Genomic DNA, 17,214 nt, shown 5'->3' with positions numbered 1-17,214 from the left:
CGCGCTCGTTAGGCACACGCCGCTGCCGAGCTCGTTGCGACGCCAAGGATCTCCAGGTCGCCCAAGGCGCGCACCCGCCGCAGGAATTGCGGGACCGACTCGGACGCCGTCGCCTTTGGAAGATCAGCAATTCGCATGAGCTGCGCGAGCGACAGGCGATCGACCATTCGGTCGGCCATGCATGCCGCGATCGGCTGCGGAAGGCCGGCGTCGATCAGGCCGGCGCGCAGCCGCGCTTCTGGCACCGCGCAGCCTGAGAGCGTCGCGGCGACCGACAGGCCAAGAAAGGGTGCGCTTCGCATCGCGCATCGCTATATCGCCGCCATGCATCCGGCAATCGGCCTTCTATGGTTCCTCGGCACCATCGCCTTCATGGAGGGGTTTGCCTATGCGGCGCACCGCTGGATCATGCACGGCCCAGGCTGGTTCCTGCACAAGAGCCATCATGAGCCGCGCAAAGGAAATTGGGAGCTGAACGACCTGTACGCGGCGATCTTTGCCGTGCCTTCGATCGTGCTGCTGCTGGGCGGGGTTCAGCTGGGCTGGTGGCCAGGCTTTGCGTGGATCGGCGCCGGTATTGCCGCCTATGGCGCGATCTATTTCGGGTTCCACGATGTGATCGTGCACAAGCGGCTGAACCACCGCTATTTGCCGAAATCGGCTTATATGAAGCGGATTGTCCAGGCACATCGGCTGCACCATGCGGTCGAAACCAAGCATGGAACCGTCAGCTTCGGGTTCCTGTACGCGCCGGCGCCAGAGGTGCTGAAGGCTCAGCTCAACGCTGGCGGCAACGCCGGCGTGCGTGGACCGCGTGGCCGCCAGGCTGATCAAGCGCCCGGACCGCGCCGCTGATCTCGGATCCAGTTTTCTACGCGGTGGCGGTGCCGGCGGTGATCCTGCTCGGCCTGTCGAAAGGCGGCTTTGCGGGACTTGGGTCGCTATCGCTGCCGATGATCGCCCTGGTGACCGATCCGGTGCGTGCGGCCGCGATCGTGCTGCCAATCCTGATCGTTCAGGACGTGGTCGGCGTGTGGGCATTTCGGCGCAGCATCGATCGCTTTGTGCTCGGCTGGACGTTGGCCGGCGCAGTCGTCGGCATCGTGCTCGGCTATGTGTTCGCGGCGAGCGTCTCTGCCGATGTCGTGCTGTTGCTGGTCGGAGTGATCTCGATGCTGTTCGGCATCTATCAGTTGTGGAAACGGCGTGGAGGTGAATTGCCGGCTTCTCGCTCGCCCGGCTGGGTTGGCGGACTGTTCGGTGTGGCATCGGGCTTCACCAGCCAGATCGCACATGCCGGCGCACCGCCCTGGCAGCTATGGGTGCTGCCGCGCCGCCTACCGCGCGACGTGCTGATCGGGACGACCGCAGTGTTTTTCGCGCTGGTCAACTGGATCAAGGTGCCCGCCTACATTGCGCTTGGCCAGTTCACGAACGAGAATCTGATGACCGCAGCTGCGCTCGGCCCCGTGGCGATCGCATCGACCCTTGCCGGCGTATGGCTGGTGCGCCGCGTGTCACCCGAGCGGTTCTTTACCGCGATCTATTGGCTGATGATCTCCGTGGGCGTTACACTGGTGTGGAAGGCCATGGCCTAGTCGAACAGGCTCGATACCGAGCTTTCGTCCGCGATCCGGCGCATCGCCTCCGCCAACAGCGGCGCGATCGTCAAGTGACGGATTTTCCGCGCCTGTCCCACGATCTCGTGATTGCCGATCGAATCGGTGATGACCAGTTCCCGCAGTTCCGAACCATCGACCCGCGCCACCGCGCCGCCCGAAAGCACGCCATGAGTGCAATAGGCGACGACGTCCTGCGCGCCCGCCGCCTTCAGCGCGGCGGCCGCGTTGCACAGCGTGCCGGCCGAATCGACGATGTCGTCGATCAGGATGCAGAAACGGCCCTCGACCTCGCCGATGATGTTCATGACTTCCGATTCGCCGGCTTTCTCGCGACGCTTGTCCACGATCGCCAGCGGAGCATTCTCAAGCCGTTTGGCGAGCGCGCGGGCGCGCACCACGCCGCCGACGTCGGGCGACACGACCATCAGATTATGGTCCGAGAAGCGCGCCTTGATGTCCTCGCTCATTACCGGTGCGGCAAAGAGGTTGTCGGTCGGGATGTCGAAAAAGCCCTGGATCTGGCCGGCATGAAGATCGACCGACAGCACGCGGTCGGCGCCGGCCGTGGTGATGAGGTTTGCGACCAGCTTGGCCGAGATCGGCGTACGAGGCCCCGGCTTCCGATCCTGGCGCGCATAGCCGAAATAGGGAAGGACGGCGGTGATCCGCTTGGCCGACGCGCGGCGCAGCGCGTCGATCATGATCAACAGTTCCATCAGATTGTCGTTCGCCGGATAGGCGGTCGACTGCAGCACAAACACGTCCTCGCCCCGCACATTCTCCAGCACCTCGACGAAGATCTCCTCGTCGGCAAAGCGGCGGACATTGGCCTGGGTCAGCGGGATCTCGAGATAGCCCGCGATCGCCTGGGCGAGCGGCAGATTCGAATTGCCGGCGATCAGTTTCATGGTTCTTGCCGCTCCCCAGCGATCTGAAGTGAAGCAAACCCCTTAGGAGCCGGAGCCGTTCGCGGAAAGAGGCGTTTGTTGCGCACAGGCGGCACGGCGCCGATCCGCGGTCGTCGACTGCGGTTCAGGTCAGCCATGCTGCCCTATCTGGACAGGTGCTTTGAAAGATAATAACAAGCGCCTGAAATACTATTCCGCATGCGCCTGGACGGGCCGCGCGGGCAAACGGTTGGAGAGCGCATGACGGCGGACGCAGGTCCAAATTTGCCACCCCTCTCGCTGCACGTGCCGGAACCCAAGTTCCGGCCGGGCGATACAGTGGATTTTGCCGCGGTCGATGTGCCCCCGGCCGGCATGCAGCCGCGGCCCGACACCGCCGCCGATCCGCGCGATTTCCACGATCTGGCCTATACGCTGGTCCGCGTGCTGGACGGTGCGGGACAGGCCGTAGGGCCGTGGAACCCGCGCCTGTCGCCCGATACCCTGCGCCGCATGCTGCGCGACATGGCGCTGGTCCGCGCGTTCGATGAGCGCATGTTCCGCGCCCAGCGGCAGGGCAAGACCAGCTTCTACATGAAATGCACGGGCGAAGAGGCCGTGGCGATCGCGGCGGCGCATGCGCTGTCGCGCGATGACATGTGCTTCCCCAGCTATCGCCAGCAGGGTCTGCTGATCGCGCGCGGCTATGCGCTCGAGCGCATGATGAACCAGATCTATTCCAACAGCGCCGACGAGTTGCACGGCAAGCAGCTGCCGATCATGTATTCGTCCAAGGACGACGGCTTCTTCTCGATCAGCGGCAACCTTGCCACGCAATATCCGCAGGCCGTGGGCTGGGCGATGGCCAGCGCGGCGAAGGGCGACACGCGCATCGCCGCGACCTGGTGCGGCGAGGGTTCGACGGCGGAAGGTGACTTCCACTCCGCGCTGACCTTTGCGACGGTGTACAAGGCGCCGGTCATCTTCAACGTCGTCAACAATCAATGGGCGATTTCGAGCTTCTCGGGCTTTGCCGGCGCTGAGGCGACGACGTTCGCGGCGCGTGCGCTGGGCTATGGCATTGCCGGGCTGCGGGTGGACGGCAACGACGCGCTTGCCGTCTATGCAGCGACGCAGTGGGCGGCCGAGCGCGCGCGGACCAACCAGGGGCCGACGCTGATCGAGCATTTCACCTATCGCGCCGAGGGGCACTCGACCTCCGACGATCCCACGCAATATCGCAGCGCGGGCGAGCCGACCGCCTGGCCGCTGGGCGATCCGATCGCGCGGCTGAAGGACTATCTGGTCGCGATCGGCGAGTGGGACGAGGACCGGCACGCTGCGCAGGACCGCGAGCTCGCCGAACAGGTGAAGGCCGCGCAGAAAAACGCCGAGAAGAACGGCATCCTGGGCCATGGCCTCCACCAGCCGCTCGACACACTGTTCGACGGGGTTTTCGAGGACATGCCGTGGCATCTAAAGGAGCAGCGCCAGATGATGCTGGACGAGGAAGCCGCGTCGGGCCGTCCATGGGCGCGCAAGTGATGAGCGAGGATGTGATGGACGCTGGCACGGGCAAGCTGGGCGCCGAGGCAGGCGGCACCACTCGCATGAACATGATCCAGGCGATCAATTCGGCGCTGGACGTGATGATGGATCGCGATCCCGACGTGTTGGTGATGGGCGAGGATGTCGGCTATTTCGGCGGCGTGTTCCGCGCGACCGCGGGGCTGCAGGCGAAATACGGCAAGACGCGCGTGTTCGATACGCCGATCACCGAGATCGGCATCATCGGCGTCGCCATCGGCATGGGTGCCTATGGCATGCGGCCGGTGCCCGAGATCCAGTTCGCCGATTACATCTACCCCGCGCTCGATCAGCTGGTGAGCGAGGCGGCGCGGCTGCGTTATCGCTCTGCCGGGCAGTTCACCGCGCCGCTGACGGTGCGATCGCCCTTCGGTGGCGGCATCTTCGGCGGGCAGACGCACAGCCAGTCGCCCGAGGGCATTTTCACACACGTCTCAGGCATCAAGACCGTGATCCCGTCGACGCCCCATGATGCCAAGGGGCTGCTGATCGCGTCGATCGAGGACAATGACCCGGTCATCTTCTTCGAACCCAAGCGGATCTATAACGGTCCGTTCGACGGCCATTGGGATCGACCGTCCAAGAACTGGTCGGCGCATCCCGGCGGCGAAGTACCCGACGGCTACTACCGGATCGAACTGGGCAAGGCGGCAATCGTGCGGCCGGGCGAGGCGGTGACCATCCTGGCCTATGGCACCATGGTGCATGTCGTGCTGGCGACGGTCGATGAGATGGGCGTGGATGCCGAGATCATCGACCTGCGCACGCTGGTGCCGCTCGACATCGATACGATCGAGCAATCGGTGCGCAAGACCGGCCGCTGCATGGTGGTGCACGAGGCGACGCGCACCAGCGGGTTCGGCGCCGAACTGGTCAGCCTGGTGCAGGAGCGCTGCTTCTATGCGCTGGAAGCGCCGATCGAGCGCGTCACCGGCTTCGACACGCCATATCCGCACAGCCTGGAATGGGCGTATTTCCCGGGGCCGGTCCGCATTGGCCAAGCCCTCAAGAAGATTTTGAAGGACTGATCCGCGATGGCTCGTTTCACGTTCCGCTTGCCCGACATCGGTGAAGGGATCGCCGAGGCCGAAGTCGTCGCCTGGCACGTCAAGGTCGGCGATCGCGTCGAGGAGGACATGGCGGTCGCCGACATGATGACCGATAAGGCAACGGTCGAAATGGAGTCGCCGGTCTCGGGCATCGTCGTCGAACTGGCCGGCGAAGTCGGCGACATGGTGCCGATTGGATCGGCGTTGATGATCGTCGAGGTCGATGGCGAGGTTGCGGCCGAAGACGAGGCCGCAGTCGATGCGGCGGGCATGGCAGTCGAGCCGGCACCGGTTAGCGACGAGGTCGAAGAACAGATTGAAGCCGAGAATCCGGGCGTCGAGGAAGTCACGCCTCCCACGGCTGGCAGTTCGCCTACGAAAGCAGGGGGCCAGGATGGCACGGGCGACGCGCATGGCGCCGGGTTCCCGCTTTCGCAGGGGCATAAGGGTGATGAACACCGCGCTGTCCTCGCTTCGCCCGCGGTGCGACAGCGCGCCAAGGATCTGGGCGTCGACCTGGCCCAGGTGAAGCATGACGGCCAGCACGTCCGTCACGCTGATCTCGACGCCTTCCTGCGCTATGGCAGCGGCCAGGGCTATCATGCGCCGCACGCCAGCCGGGCGCGCGAAGACGTGCCGGTCAAGGTCATCGGCATGCGCCGCCGCATCGCCGAGAACATGGCGGCGGCGAAGCGGACGATCCCGCACTTCACCTATGTCGACGAGATCGACGTGACCGCGCTGGAGGCGATGCGCAGCGACCTGAACGCGAATCGCGGATCGCGGCCCAAGTTGACCATGTTGCCGTTCCTGATCGTTGCGATCTGTCGCACCCTGCCCGACTTCCCGATGCTCAATGCGCGCTATGACGACGAAGCGGGCGTGGTGACGCGGCACGGGCGGGTGCATCTTGGCATGGCGACCCAGACCGATGCCGGGTTGATGGTGCCGGTAATCCGCGACGGGCAGGACATGAATGTGTGGCAGCTGGCGACCGAGATCGGCCGCCTTGCCGAAGCGGCGCGGACGGGGAAGGCGAAGTCGGATGAATTGTCGGGTTCGACGATCACCGTCACCTCGCTCGGCCCCTTGGGCGGCATCGCGACGACGCCGGTTATCAACAAGCCCGAAGTCGCGATCATCGGCCCGAACAAGATCGTCGAACGGCCGGTGTTTGACGGGGACGACATCCGCCGCGCGAAGCTGATGAACCTGTCGATCAGTTGCGACCATCGCGTGGTCGATGGCTGGGATGCGGCGAGCTATGTCCAGGCGGTGAAGAAGCTACTCGAAACCCCGGTGCTGTTGTTCGCGGATTGAGCGTCCGCGTCGTGCGATAGTCCGTCACGCCGGCCTTGTGCCGGGGGCACGGACCGGCATGCGATGCCATCCCGGCTTCAAGGACAGTGTAAGGTGGTGCGGTGGACCCCGGCGCGAGGCTGGCGTGACGGTCGAGGTTGGTCTGGCCGATCAGCTGAGCGCCGCGCGCACCTTTTCGCGCCCTTCTTCGAAGCGGACGGTGATGCCGTCGCGGATGCGCTTTCGTTCGGCCTCGACCGCGACCCGGCGCTGGTTCAGCGCATCGAACGCGGCCTTGTCCGCGCCGGTGGCGAAGCCGAAGAAACCGTTGGCGTTCGACCAGCTACGCTTGGCGAGCAGTTCGCAAAGCGCTTGGGTCGCCTGCCACATCTCGCCCTCCTGGCGCAGCAGCGCATCGGTTGCGCCCGCCGGTGGCGTGACGATCATCGTGATCCCTTGCTTGACCGGATCGGGCAGGGTCGCTGCCGCCATAGCTTGCTCAAGCCTGGCGACGCGCGCCGCCCGCGCATTGCTCGCCTGCCGCGCTGCGCTTTCCAGCGTGCCGATCGCAGCGCAGTCGCGCAGGATTTCCGGTGCCTGGTTCAGCATATAGGGGCTGTTGAGCACGCCGGTATTCAACTTCGCAACTTGCGCCGACCAGGCTTTCGCCGCTGCCTCGTCGGCGCGCACCAGTTCGACATAGGCGGCCGAGATCGGACCGCGCGCGGGCGAGCTGGGCAGGATCGCGGTGCCGTCGGGATTGAGCTTCAATTCGGCAAAGGTGCTGGCGTCGACTGACGTGTCGGCACGCGCGATGCGCGCGCTGTTCAGCCCGGCCAACGCGCCGGCGGTGAGAAGCAGGGCGAGCGAGGCCGCCGTCCACCATGCCGGACCCCGACGCAGCCCTGTCGCGAGCGCGACCAGCCAGAAGACGAGCCCTGCCGCGACACCGGCACCGACCAGCAGCCCGAGCGAAAGCGGTGGGGCGAAGCGCGGCACCGCGATGGCGGCGGCGGACAGGATGGCAACGCCGATCAGCGGGCCAAGCAGCGGCAGCGGTGGGCCGCGATGCGGTGCCACAGCGGGGTCGGGCGTCATTTCGCTTCTGCGATCCAGCCCGCGGCGGTGTCGCCATCCCATTCCATGTCGCCCGAGACGCGCCACACTTCCTTGCCCTGCGAATCGTAGAGGATCGTCGTCGGCAGGTTGACGCCATAGTGGGTCGACAGGCCGACCTCGGTATCGAGATGGGGCTGAAGCGCCGCGAACTGCGCCTTCTGGAAGAAGGGCGTCACCTTCTCGGCACCCTCCAGATCCTGGCTGACGACCAGCACCTGCAGCTGGCCCGCCTCACGCGCGGCAAGGCGATCGAGCGTCGGCATCTCGCGAACGCACGGCGCGCACCAGGTCGCCCACAGGTTCAGCAGCAGCGGCTTGCCCTTGAAGTCGGCAAGCGTCACCGTCTTGCCGTCCGGCGCGGTGAAGGCGGCAGCCGGCGCCGCCTTGCCCTGGTGGCTGCGGTCGATCGTGCCGATCCGTTCGGGCTCGCCAGTGGCGTGGTTCGCCGCAGCGCCGCTATCGGCGGGCACAGTTGCGGTTGCTTGCTCGTTTCCGGGGTTGGGCCTATCGCAGCCGGCGATTCCGAGCGAGAGCAAGACAGGGAGAAGCGCGATCGTCGAGCGCAAGACAGACTCCAATTCCATGTGGGGCGGGCGCTTCGCCGAAGGCCCGTCGTCGGTGATGCGCGAGATTAACGCGTCGATCCCGTTCGACAAGCGAATGTGGCGCCAGGACATTGCCGGATCGAAGGCGCATGTCGCGATGCTGGGCAAGCAGGGCATCGTGGCAGCGGACGATGCGGCGACGATTGCCGCCGGACTCGATGCGGTCGCCGCCGATTACGAGCGCGACGGCGTGCCGGAGGATCTGGCGCTTGAGGACATTCATATGCTGACCGAGGCGCGGCTGGCGGAGAGGATCGGGCCGGTGGCCGGTCGCCTTCATACGGCGCGCAGCCGCAACGATCAGGTGGCGACCGATTTCCGGCTGTGGGTGCGCGACGCGACCGACCAGGTATTGGCCGCGCTCGACATGTTGCAAGGCGCATTGCTGGCGCGGGCCGAGGAACATGCTGACAGCGTCATGCCGGGCTTTACCCATCTGCAAAGCGCGCAGCCGGTAACGCTGGGCCATCATCTGATGGCCTATTTCGAAATGATCGCGCGCGACGTGTCGCGGTTCTCGGACAATCGCGCGCGCGGCAATCGCTGTCCGCTGGGGTCGGCCGCGCTTGCGGGGACCGGGTTCGACCTCGACCGAGAGGCGACGGCGCGCGCGCTGGAGTTCGACGGGCCGACGCGCAATTCGCTGGATGCGGTGAGCGACCGCGACTTCGCGCTCGATTACCTGATGGCGGCGGCGCAATGCTCGCTGCACCTGTCGCGGCTGGCCGAGGAGTTCGTGATCTGGGCGAGCCAGCCGTTCGGCTTCGTGAAGCTTTCCGACCAATGGTCGACCGGCAGCTCGATCATGCCGCAGAAGCGCAACCCCGATGCCGCCGAACTGGTGCGCGGGCATTCAGGAAGGATCGTCGGGTGCCTGACGGCGCTGATGATCACGATGAAGGGCCTGCCGCTCGCTTATTCGAAGGACATGCAGGACGACAAGCCGCCGGTGTTCGAATGCCACGACCTGCTGGCGCTGTCGATTGCGGCGATGACCGGCATGGTCGAGAGCGCGTCGTTCCGGACGGACCGGATGCGTGGGCTGGCGGAGAGCGGCTTTGCGACCGCCACCGATCTTGCCGACTGGCTGGTGCGCGAGGGCGGCATCCCGTTCCGCGAGGCGCATCACATCACCGGGCGCGCGGTGGCGGCGGCGGAGAGCAAGGGCGTGCGGCTCGACCAGCTCGAGCTTGCCGAGCTGACGGCGATCGATCCGCGTATCGACGAACGTGTTTTCGGCGTATTGAGCGTCGATGCTTCGGTGAACAGCCGCACCAGTTTCGGCGGGACCTCGCCGGTGCGGGTGCGTGAGGCGATTGCGGCGGCGCGCGCCGCAAGAGGAGAATAAGATGCGACACCTGGTGGTCTTTTCGGCGATCCTGTTGGCGGCATGCGGCAACAAGGGTGAGCTGAAACCGGCCGCCGGGGGATCGCTGCCGCCCAAACCCTATGGGGCGGTGGCCACGCCGACGCCAACCGAATTGGTGCAGGCGCCGCCCCAGACCCGACCGACGCGCAGCGACGAAGTGCTGCGCAGCTCAGAGGAACGGCGCAGCGACGAATTCAGCCTGCCGCCGCAGTAAGAAGATTTCAGATGGATCATTTCAATCGCAAGAACGGCGTCCTGCATGCCGAGGACGTCGCCATTCCCACGATCGCCGCCGCGGTCGGGACGCCGGTCTACATCTATTCCACGGCGACGCTGGAGCGGCATGCGCAGGTGCTGAAGGCGGCGCTGGCCGACCTGCCGCGCGTGCATATTGCGTTCGCGATCAAGGCCAACCCCAATCTTGCCGTGCTCGGCGTGCTGGCGCGCAACGGCTATGGCGCCGATGTTGTGTCGGGAGGTGAGCTGAAGCGCGCGCTTGCAGCCGGAATGCCGGCCGAGGACATTGTCTTTTCAGGCGTCGGCAAGACGCGCAAGGAGCTTCAGCTGGGGCTGGACGAGGGGATCGGCCAGTTCAACATCGAGCTGGAGGAAGAGGGCATCGTCCTTGCGCAGTTGGCGCATGCGCAGGGCAAGACCGCGCCAGCGGTGCTGCGCGTCAACCCGGACGTGGACGCTGGCACGCATGCCAAGATCTCGACCGGCAAGGCCGAGAACAAGTTCGGCGTGGCGATCGATCAGGCGCTCGGCATTTTCAACCGCCTTGCCAAGCTGCCCGGCCTCAACCTGCGCGGCGTCGCGATCCATATCGGCAGCCAGCTGAAGACGCTCGACCCGCTCGAAGCGGCGTACAAGCGCATCGGCGAGCTGGTCGCCGAACTGCGCGCGGCCGGGCACGCGATCACCCATGTCGATTTGGGCGGCGGGCTTGGCGTCCCGTACCGGCCGGACGAACAGGTCTCGTCGGCCGAAGCGTTCGGCGCAATGGTCAAGCGGGTGACCGCCGACTGGGACGTGACGCTGATGTTCGAACCGGGCCGCTTCATCTGCGGCAATGCCGGCGTGCTGGTGACCGAGGTGCTGTGGGTGAAGCCGGCGAGCGGCAATCCCTATGTCATCGTCGATGCCGCGATGAACGACCTCGCCCGGCCGGCGCTCTACGATGCCTATCACGCGTTCGAAGCGGTCGAGCCGACCGGCGAGAAGTTCGTTGCGAACATCGCAGGACCCGTGTGCGAAACCGGCGATACGTTCGCCATGGGGCGTGAGGTCGATGCGGTGAAGTCCGGCGACCTCGCCGTATTCCGAACCGCCGGCGCTTATGGCGCGACGATGGCATCGACCTATAACAGCCGACCGCTGGTGCCTGAAGTGCTGGTGTCGGGCGACCGATATGCGGTCGTCGCCGACCGCATCCAGGCCGAGACGATCATGGGGGCCGAACGCGTGCCCGAGTGGGCGCGCTGACGTGAAACGATCCGGCCTGCCCATCTTCGTTCGCGTCGATGGGCGGCCGGTGATTCTGGTCGGCGAAGGCGCCGCCGCGGATGCGAAGCGCCGCCTGCTGGAACGCGCCGGCGCGGTCGTGCTGGACGAGACGGACGCAACGAGCGAGGCGCAAGGCCCGCGGCTTGCGCTGGTGGCGTGCGATACTCCCGAGCCGGTAGCCGCGCGGCTGAAGGCGCGCGGCCTGCTCGTCAATGTCGCCGACCGTCCCGATTTGTGCGACTTCACCTTGCCCGCGATTGTGGAGCGGCAGCCGGTGACGATCGCGATCGGCACCGGGGGTGCATCCGCGGGACTGGCGGCGGCACTGCGCCAGCGGCTGGAAGCCGTGCTGCCCGCTTCGCTGGGGCAATTGGCCGATGCGCTGGCGAGCGCCCGCGATGCCCTGCGGGCGCGCTGGCCCGACAGCGCGGCGCGGCGTCGCGCGCTCGGTGCGGCGCTGGCCGGCCCACTGGACCCCCTGACCGAACAACCCGACGACGCGGTCGCGCGGTGGCTGAGCAGCGGCGGGACCGAAGCGGGGGCGCTGGTTTCGATCCTCCTGCGCTCGACCGATCCTGATGACCTGACGCTACGCCAAGCACGTGCACTGGCACAGGCCGACCGCGTGACCCATCGCCCGGACGTGCCGCGCGCCATCCTGGATCGGGCGCGCGCCGATGCGGAGCGCATGCCCTGCACCGCGCCCCCGCGCGATCTGCCGGGCCTGACCGTCGACGTGGCGATGGGCGCATGAGCGGCTTTGCCTATGTCGTCGCGCGCAGCGGCACGCGCGAAGCGACGCCCGAAGAGGCAACGCGTGTACGGCGCGGCTTCGTGTGGATCCACCTTACCAACCGCGACGATCACGTTCAGACATGGCTGCGCGACACCGCAAGGCTGGCGCCGTTCGTGATCGATGCGCTGACCGCGTTGGAGACTCGGCCGCGCTGCGACCAGGTGGATGGCGGCGCCGTGCTCAACCTGCGTGGCAAGACGCGGGCGGCGATGCAGATATCGGACCCGCTCGCGTCGGTGCGGCTGTTCGTCGATGGCGAGCGCGTGATTTCCGTGACACGGCTGCATCTCGACGCGATTGACGTCACGCGCGCGGCGATGACGTCGGGCAAGGTGCGCGACGCCGGCGATCTGATCGCCTCGCTGGCCGATGCGATCACCCGGCAGCTCGACCCCGAAGTCGCCGATCTGGGCGACTCGCTCGACGCGTGCGAGGAACGGCTCGATGCGCGCAACGCCTTCGAGCTGCGGCGCAAGGTCAACGCCGACCGACGCACCGCGATCGGCTATCGTCGCTTCCTGTATCCACAGCGGATCGCATTGGAGAACCTGGCCGCCCTGCCGGTGCGCTGGCTGCACGACGATGACCGGCTGCATATCGCCGCCGCCGCCGACCGCGCCGCGCGTATGGCGGAGGAACTGGAAGCGATCCGCGAACGCGCCGCGCTGATCCACGAGACGCTGACCGACCTTCGCGCTGAGTTGATCGACCAGCGTTCGCTGCTGATCGCGGTGGCGGCGATGGTCTTCTTGCCGCTCACCTTCATCACCGGCCTGTTCGGGATGAACGTCGATGGCATCCCCTACGCACACCACCCCGGATCATTCTGGGTCATCACGGGGTTCAGCCTGGCAGTCGCGGCGGGGGTCGCGATCTACTTCGTCAGGCGCCACTGGTTCCGCTGATGGCTGTGCCGGCTGGCCGGTTCAACGGCTGAGCCGTTCGACCTGTTCGTTCAGGGACTGGATCGACGATACCAGCCGCGCGCGGTCGGCGCGGGTGATCGCAAGTTCGGTCCTGGCCTCGCCAAGCTCGATCGCGCGCGCTGCGACGCGTGCATCCATCGCCGCAACCGAGCGCTTGAGTTCGGCCAGCCGCGCAGCGCGGCTGAGCGTACGCTCGATCCGGGCGAACAGCACGTCGAAGTCGAACGGCTTGTCGATATAGTCGTCGGCACCGCATTCGAGCGCTTCGATGGCGCTGGCGCTGTCAGTCTGTGCGGTGATCATGATGACGGGCAGGTCAGCCGTGTCGGGCGCGCCGCGTAACTCGACCAGCACCTCAAGCCCCGAAAGGCCGGGCATCACCCGGTCGAGCAGAACGAGGTCGAAGCCGCGCCCGCCCAGCAGGTCGAGCGCCTCGCATCCATTGTCGCACAGCACCACCATATAGCCGCGCTGGCCCAGCCGCTGTCCGATGACGTTGAGGTTGGTGCGGCTGTCGTCCACGACCAGCACGCTGCGCATGGCGCGCCGGCGCAGGTCCGCGAGGGGCGAGAAGCTGGGGACAGTCATGTATGCAACATCGCAGCGGCGCGTCACGATAGGGTTAACGACGGCAAAGCTAGGCCGCGCGAGCCTGGCTCCAAGCGCCGGCGATTTCTTCCAGATCATCGGCGACCGCGCGGAACGGGGTGGGATCGCCGCCGATGCTGGCCTGAACGATTTGCGTGCGCAGGCCGTGATAGAGCGTGGCCAGGGTACGCGAAACTTCACCGCCGCGTTCGAAATCGAGATTGGATTCAAGCGCGAACAGGATCGCCGTCGCGCGGGCGATGCGCTCGCTCTTGACCGTGGCCTGCTTCTTTTCGGTCGCGAATGCCGCGGCGCGCAGGGCAGCGATGCATTCCTTGTACATCAATTCGATCAACTGGTGCGGATCGGCCGCCGCGGTCCGGCCGACCGCGTCGATCGTGCGATAGGTCGCGGCGGGATTGGCACCCAGGCGTAGCGGCGCGTGCATCGTCAATCCTGGCTGTTCCAGGCCTTCACCTGGTTCTCGATAAAGGTCTGAGTCGACTTATAGGCCGCCACCTTGGCATCCATGCTGGCGAACTGGCGCGTCATGCGGGTGCGCAGCGCGTCCGCCTTGGCTAGTGCATCGGTCTTGTCGGTCGCGATGTCGCTTTTAGCCTTGGTATAGCTGATCTCGCTGGCACCGAGGCCGCGTGTGGTGTTCGCAGCCTCGGCCGCGATGGCGCCGAGTGCGGCGGCCAGGCCGTTGCCGGTGGTCGCCGCTCCGGAGGGTGCGGCGAACATCTTTTCCACCGCGTCGGGCGAGTTGACCAGCGCGCGGCTGAGCGCCGTGCTGTCGAGGGTAATGGATCCGTCGCGGTTGGTGCGGACGCCGATCTGCGAGAGCGTGGTCGGCGCGCCGCCGGCACCGCTGGCAAGCGGGGCGAGCGTCAGTTGCTGCAACTGGCGCTTCAACGCCTTGGCGGCGATGTCCTGCTTGAGCGAGCCGGTCACCGGATCGAGATCCTTGTTCAGCGCCGCGAACACTTCGTTGTACGTGTCCACGAAATCGCTGACCGCTTGCAGCAGCGCATTGGTCGGCAGCGTCTTGCCGATATTCACCGGCACGCCGATCTGCGCCGAGACGAGATCGAGCTTCACGCCCGGCACCAGGTCGGCGATCGTGTTCGAATCGCGCTTGATCGCCACGCCGTCGATCGCGACGATGGCGTCGGCGGCCGCGCTGCCGATGGTGGTGCCGCTGGCGCCGATACCGATGTTGAGTGCGGAAAGACCTTCTTCGCCCGGCGTCTCGGTTGCCTCAAGCGTGAACGCGCGTGCTTCGCCGCTCCCGCCCTTGATGACCAGGCGCGATCCGGCGGAGTCGGTAAGGATCGAGGCGGTGACACCAGCATTCCTGGCGTTGATTGCCGCGGCGATGCCCTGAAGGCTCGAGTTGCTCGCGTCGATGATGATATCGACCGACGCGCCGGCGCCGGGCATGAACGCGCTCATCGCGCCATCGGCCACGCTTGCGGTGCCGAAGGTCAGCGTCAGCGTGCCTTGGCCGACCGGTGCGGCCTTGTCGGTCACCGGCGCCGTCGACGCGGTCTGGGCGGCGGCGAGCTGGCGCACCTCGACCCGGGCATTGACGTCGGTCAGCACCGCGCCGGAAAGGCGCGTCACGTTGACGATGCCGCTGTTCGAGCTGGTCGGTTGCGTCGCCAGGTTGCCGCTGCGCGACAGCGTCGACAGCGCGGTCGAAAAGCCGGTGATGTTGCTCTTGTGAGTCGCCGCGGCGCTGATCTGTGCCGTCAGCGTCTCCTCGCGCTTGGCGAGCGCGGCGTTGCGGCTCTCGAACTGCGCATCGACCAGGCTCTGGACGAGCGCGCTGGTATCGATACCCGATCCGCCGCCCAGCGTCTGCACGATCGACGCGCTGCTCGGCCTGTTTGTCGTTGCTTCAACGGCCACGGTTGCGTTTCCCCCTATCGTGGATAACGGCCATTATCGTGCCGCCTTAAGGCCTGACTGGACGCCATTCTCGTCGAACAGCGCGCTGTCGGGCACGGCGATGTTCGGCATCTGCCCGCCGGCCTGTCGATTGAGCCCGAACACGAAGGCCAGCACCGTCGCGACCGCCATGTAGAGATCGTCGCGAATTTCCTGATTCTCGCGGCTGGTGAAGTAGATTGCGCGGGCAAGCGGCGGCAGCTCCAGGCGCGGCACCGCCATCTCGTCGGCGAGTTCGCGGATCGCCAACGCGATCTCGCCGCGACCCTTGGCGACGACGACCGGCACCTGATCCTTGCCGCTGTCATAGCGGAGCGCGACCGAGAAATGGGTCGGGTTGGTGAGCACGACATGCGCGGTTTCAAGCTTCTGACGCATGCCGCCCTTCGCCATCTCGCGCTGGCGCTGGCGCTGTGCCGACTTGGCTTCGGGCGAGCCTTCGGTCTGCTTATGCTCGTCCTTGATCTCCTGCATGCTCATCTTGAGCCGGTTCATGTGACGGACGATCTGGATCGGCAGGTCCACGCCCGCGATTAGCAGCAGCCCGCCCGCCATGACGAGGATGAGGGTCGAAAAGGTGTCGCCGAGCGCACGGACCGCTTCGGTGAGGTTGGACGAGACGAGGCCCATGGTCTGATCCGACACACTCCACAGCATCCACGCGCCGATGCCGCCGAGCAGCACGACCTTGAGCAGCGACTTGCCGAGCTCGATCCAGCCGTTCGTGCCGAAGATCCGTTTGAGGCCCGAGCCCGGGTTGATGCGGTTACCCTTAGGCTGAAGCAGCTTGCCGTTGAAGTGGATCGAGCCGAGCGCGGCCTGGCTGGCAATGGCGCCAATGAACGCGATGGCGAGCAGCGCGCCGAGCGAGGGGGCAAGCTTCCACCCGGCAGTGGCGAGCGGCCGCCATGGCTGGAAGCTTTCGATGTCGCCGCGGCCGAAGCTGAAGCTTGCCTGCATGACTTCCTTGATGCCGCCGAGCAGTTGCGGTCCCATCAGGATCATCCAACCGCAGCCGAGCAGGATGATCAGCGCCGCGGCGAAATCGCGGGATTTGAGGAGGTCGCCATCTTCCTGCGCCTTTTGCCGGCGCTTGGGTGTCGGGGCTTCTGTCTTTTCGCCGGCGCTTTCGCTCATCCGAGCACCAGCGTCTGCGTGGCGTCCAGCGCCTCGCGAAGGATGACGAGCATGTAATCGCCCATCGCCGGCATGCCGACGAGCAGCGCGAGCACGCCCATGCCGAGGCTGGCGGGCAGGCCGATCGCGAACAGATTGAGCGCAGGGGCCGAGCGCGAGATCATGCCGACGATGATGTTGAGGCAGAGCAGCAGGAAGCCGACCGGAAGCGCGAGCAGCAGCCCGGCAAGGAAGGCGTAGCCGCCGAACAAGGCGATGTTCTGGAGCTTGCCCGGCGCGAGCCAGGCGCCACCCGGCGGCAGCAGCTCATAGGAGCGCACGATCAGTTCCACTAGAATGAGGTGCCCGTCGACCGCGAGGAACAGCAAGGTGAGCAGGATCGTCAGGAACTGACCGAGCGCGGGGGTCGATGCGCCGCTCTGCGGGTTGATTGCCGATGCGAAGCCAAGACCCATTGAAGTCCCGATGACTTCCGATGCGATCAGCGGCGCGGCAAAGGCGATCTGGAGCACGAAGCCGAGCGCAAGCCCAACCAGCACTTCGGCCGCGACGGCGAGGAAGGTTGCAAGGGCGAAGACCTCACCCGGTGCCTGGATCGGCGCGGCGTTCATGCACAGCACGCCGATCGCGCCGGTCAGCGCGACGCGGACGTTGAGCGGCACCGACACGGCGCCGAACACCGGCGCGGCGATGAATGCCGCGCCGACCCGCACCATGGTGAAGATCAGCGCCCACAACTGCGGTTCGATCGAGAGGCCGAAGCCGAGCAAC

At 66.4% G+C, this 17,214-nt stretch carries 19 protein-coding genes; 10 read left to right on the top strand and 9 right to left on the bottom strand.

The genetic code is table 11. The features are described from left to right. Nucleotides 1–8: 8 nt before the first annotated feature. Nucleotides 9–302, bottom strand: coding sequence for a hypothetical protein (locus tag BFL28_RS11080; protein WP_069320632.1), 294 nt, complete (start codon nt 300–302; stop codon nt 9–11). A 22-nt stretch (nt 303–324) separates the two neighbouring features. On the opposite strand from BFL28_RS11080, the gene BFL28_RS11075 reads away from it, so the two are divergent. Both BFL28_RS11075 and BFL28_RS11070 read left to right on the top strand, forming a co-directional pair. Further along, entirely contained in the window at nt 325–855 is a 531-nt protein-coding gene (locus tag BFL28_RS11075; protein WP_069320631.1) for a sterol desaturase family protein, read from the top strand. Next, a complete protein-coding gene (locus tag BFL28_RS11070; RefSeq protein WP_069320630.1) occupies nt 852–1,598 on the top strand; it encodes a sulfite exporter TauE/SafE family protein in 747 nt (248 codons plus the stop codon). Before BFL28_RS11075 ends, BFL28_RS11070 begins: the two co-directional genes overlap by 4 nt. Here BFL28_RS11070 and BFL28_RS11065 read toward each other — a convergent pair. Then, a complete protein-coding gene (locus tag BFL28_RS11065) occupies nt 1,595–2,530 on the bottom strand; it encodes a ribose-phosphate pyrophosphokinase (protein WP_069320629.1) in 936 nt (311 codons plus the stop codon). The two genes, BFL28_RS11070 and BFL28_RS11065, sit on opposite strands and share 4 nt — an antisense overlap. Nucleotides 2,531–2,770: 240 nt before the next feature. Here BFL28_RS11065 and BFL28_RS11060 point away from each other — a divergent pair, with 240 nt between their 5' ends. The 3 genes from BFL28_RS11060 to BFL28_RS11050 all read left to right on the top strand — a co-directional run bounded on the left by BFL28_RS11060 (nt 2,771) and on the right by BFL28_RS11050 (nt 6,465). Further along, a complete protein-coding gene (locus BFL28_RS11060) occupies nt 2,771–4,054 on the top strand; it encodes a 3-methyl-2-oxobutanoate dehydrogenase (2-methylpropanoyl-transferring) subunit alpha (RefSeq protein WP_069320649.1) in 1,284 nt (427 codons plus the stop codon). A 65-nt stretch (nt 4,055–4,119) separates the two neighbouring features. Further along, nucleotides 4,120–5,124, top strand: coding sequence for an alpha-ketoacid dehydrogenase subunit beta (locus tag BFL28_RS11055; RefSeq protein ID WP_069320648.1), 1,005 nt, complete (start codon nt 4,120–4,122; stop codon nt 5,122–5,124). A gap of 6 nt (nt 5,125–5,130) precedes the next feature. Then, complete coding sequence (locus BFL28_RS11050) at nt 5,131–6,465, top strand: dihydrolipoamide acetyltransferase family protein (protein ID WP_069320628.1); 1,335 nt, start codon at nt 5,131–5,133, stop codon at nt 6,463–6,465. Between the two features lie 150 nt (nt 6,466–6,615). On the opposite strand, the gene BFL28_RS11045 is transcribed toward BFL28_RS11050, so the two are convergent. Continuing rightward, entirely contained in the window at nt 6,616–7,542 is a 927-nt protein-coding gene (locus tag BFL28_RS11045; protein WP_069320627.1) for a hypothetical protein, read from the bottom strand. After that, the gene (locus tag BFL28_RS11040; protein WP_338152251.1) at nt 7,539–8,033 is read right to left on the bottom strand and encodes a TlpA family protein disulfide reductase; all 495 of its coding nucleotides are present in this window, start codon (nt 8,031–8,033) and stop codon (nt 7,539–7,541) included. The genes BFL28_RS11045 and BFL28_RS11040 overlap by 4 nt, the downstream gene beginning before the upstream one ends. Nucleotides 8,034–8,145: 112 nt before the next feature. Between BFL28_RS11040 and argH the strand changes: the two genes are divergently transcribed. Genes argH through BFL28_RS11015 form a run of 5 tightly spaced genes read left to right on the top strand, consistent with a single transcriptional unit; the run spans nt 8,146 to nt 12,744 of the window. Next, nucleotides 8,146–9,516, top strand: coding sequence for an argininosuccinate lyase (argH, locus tag BFL28_RS11035; RefSeq protein WP_069320625.1), 1,371 nt, complete (start codon nt 8,146–8,148; stop codon nt 9,514–9,516). Between the two features lies 1 nt (nt 9,517). Next, complete coding sequence (locus BFL28_RS11030) at nt 9,518–9,751, top strand: hypothetical protein (RefSeq protein WP_069320624.1); 234 nt, start codon at nt 9,518–9,520, stop codon at nt 9,749–9,751. An 11-nt stretch (nt 9,752–9,762) separates the two neighbouring features. Beyond that, complete coding sequence (gene lysA, locus BFL28_RS11025; protein WP_069320623.1) at nt 9,763–11,022, top strand: diaminopimelate decarboxylase; 1,260 nt, start codon at nt 9,763–9,765, stop codon at nt 11,020–11,022. Nucleotide 11,023: 1 nt separating this feature from the next. Then, entirely contained in the window at nt 11,024–11,797 is a 774-nt protein-coding gene (locus tag BFL28_RS11020; protein ID WP_241527296.1) for a precorrin-2 dehydrogenase/sirohydrochlorin ferrochelatase family protein, read from the top strand. Next, a complete protein-coding gene (locus BFL28_RS11015; protein WP_069320622.1) occupies nt 11,794–12,744 on the top strand; it encodes a CorA family divalent cation transporter in 951 nt (316 codons plus the stop codon). Before BFL28_RS11020 ends, BFL28_RS11015 begins: the two co-directional genes overlap by 4 nt. Nucleotides 12,745–12,765: 21 nt before the next feature. On the opposite strand, the gene BFL28_RS11010 is transcribed toward BFL28_RS11015, so the two are convergent. Genes BFL28_RS11010 through fliR form a run of 5 tightly spaced genes read right to left on the bottom strand, consistent with a single transcriptional unit; the run spans nt 12,766 to nt 17,213 of the window. Then, nucleotides 12,766–13,353, bottom strand: coding sequence for a response regulator (locus BFL28_RS11010; protein WP_069320621.1), 588 nt, complete (start codon nt 13,351–13,353; stop codon nt 12,766–12,768). Nucleotides 13,354–13,402: 49 nt separating this feature from the next. Next, nucleotides 13,403–13,801 carry a flagellar export chaperone FliS gene (fliS, locus tag BFL28_RS11005; protein ID WP_069320620.1) on the bottom strand — a complete coding sequence of 133 codons (399 nt, stop codon included), beginning with the start codon at nt 13,799–13,801 and terminating at the stop codon, nt 13,403–13,405. 2 nt (nt 13,802–13,803) lie between these two features. Continuing rightward, nucleotides 13,804–15,267, bottom strand: coding sequence for a flagellar filament capping protein FliD (gene fliD, locus BFL28_RS11000; RefSeq protein ID WP_079247077.1), 1,464 nt, complete (start codon nt 15,265–15,267; stop codon nt 13,804–13,806). 33 nt (nt 15,268–15,300) lie between these two features. Next, nucleotides 15,301–16,443: an EscU/YscU/HrcU family type III secretion system export apparatus switch protein gene (locus BFL28_RS10995; protein ID WP_069320618.1), complete on the bottom strand. Its 1,143-nt coding sequence runs from the start codon at nt 16,441–16,443 to the stop codon at nt 15,301–15,303. Then, nucleotides 16,440–17,213: a flagellar biosynthetic protein FliR gene (gene fliR, locus BFL28_RS10990; protein ID WP_173655726.1), complete on the bottom strand. Its 774-nt coding sequence runs from the start codon at nt 17,211–17,213 to the stop codon at nt 16,440–16,442. Before fliR ends, BFL28_RS10995 begins: the two co-directional genes overlap by 4 nt. Nucleotide 17,214 lies beyond the last annotated feature (1 nt).

The sequence above is a fragment of the Sphingomonas turrisvirgatae genome, from assembly GCF_001721295.1.
In the GTDB taxonomy this organism is placed as follows: Bacteria; Pseudomonadota; Alphaproteobacteria; order Sphingomonadales; family Sphingomonadaceae; genus Sphingomonas; species Sphingomonas turrisvirgatae.
The sequence above is the reverse complement of the archived record's forward strand: the minus strand, read 5'-3'. Positions and strand labels throughout refer to the sequence as shown.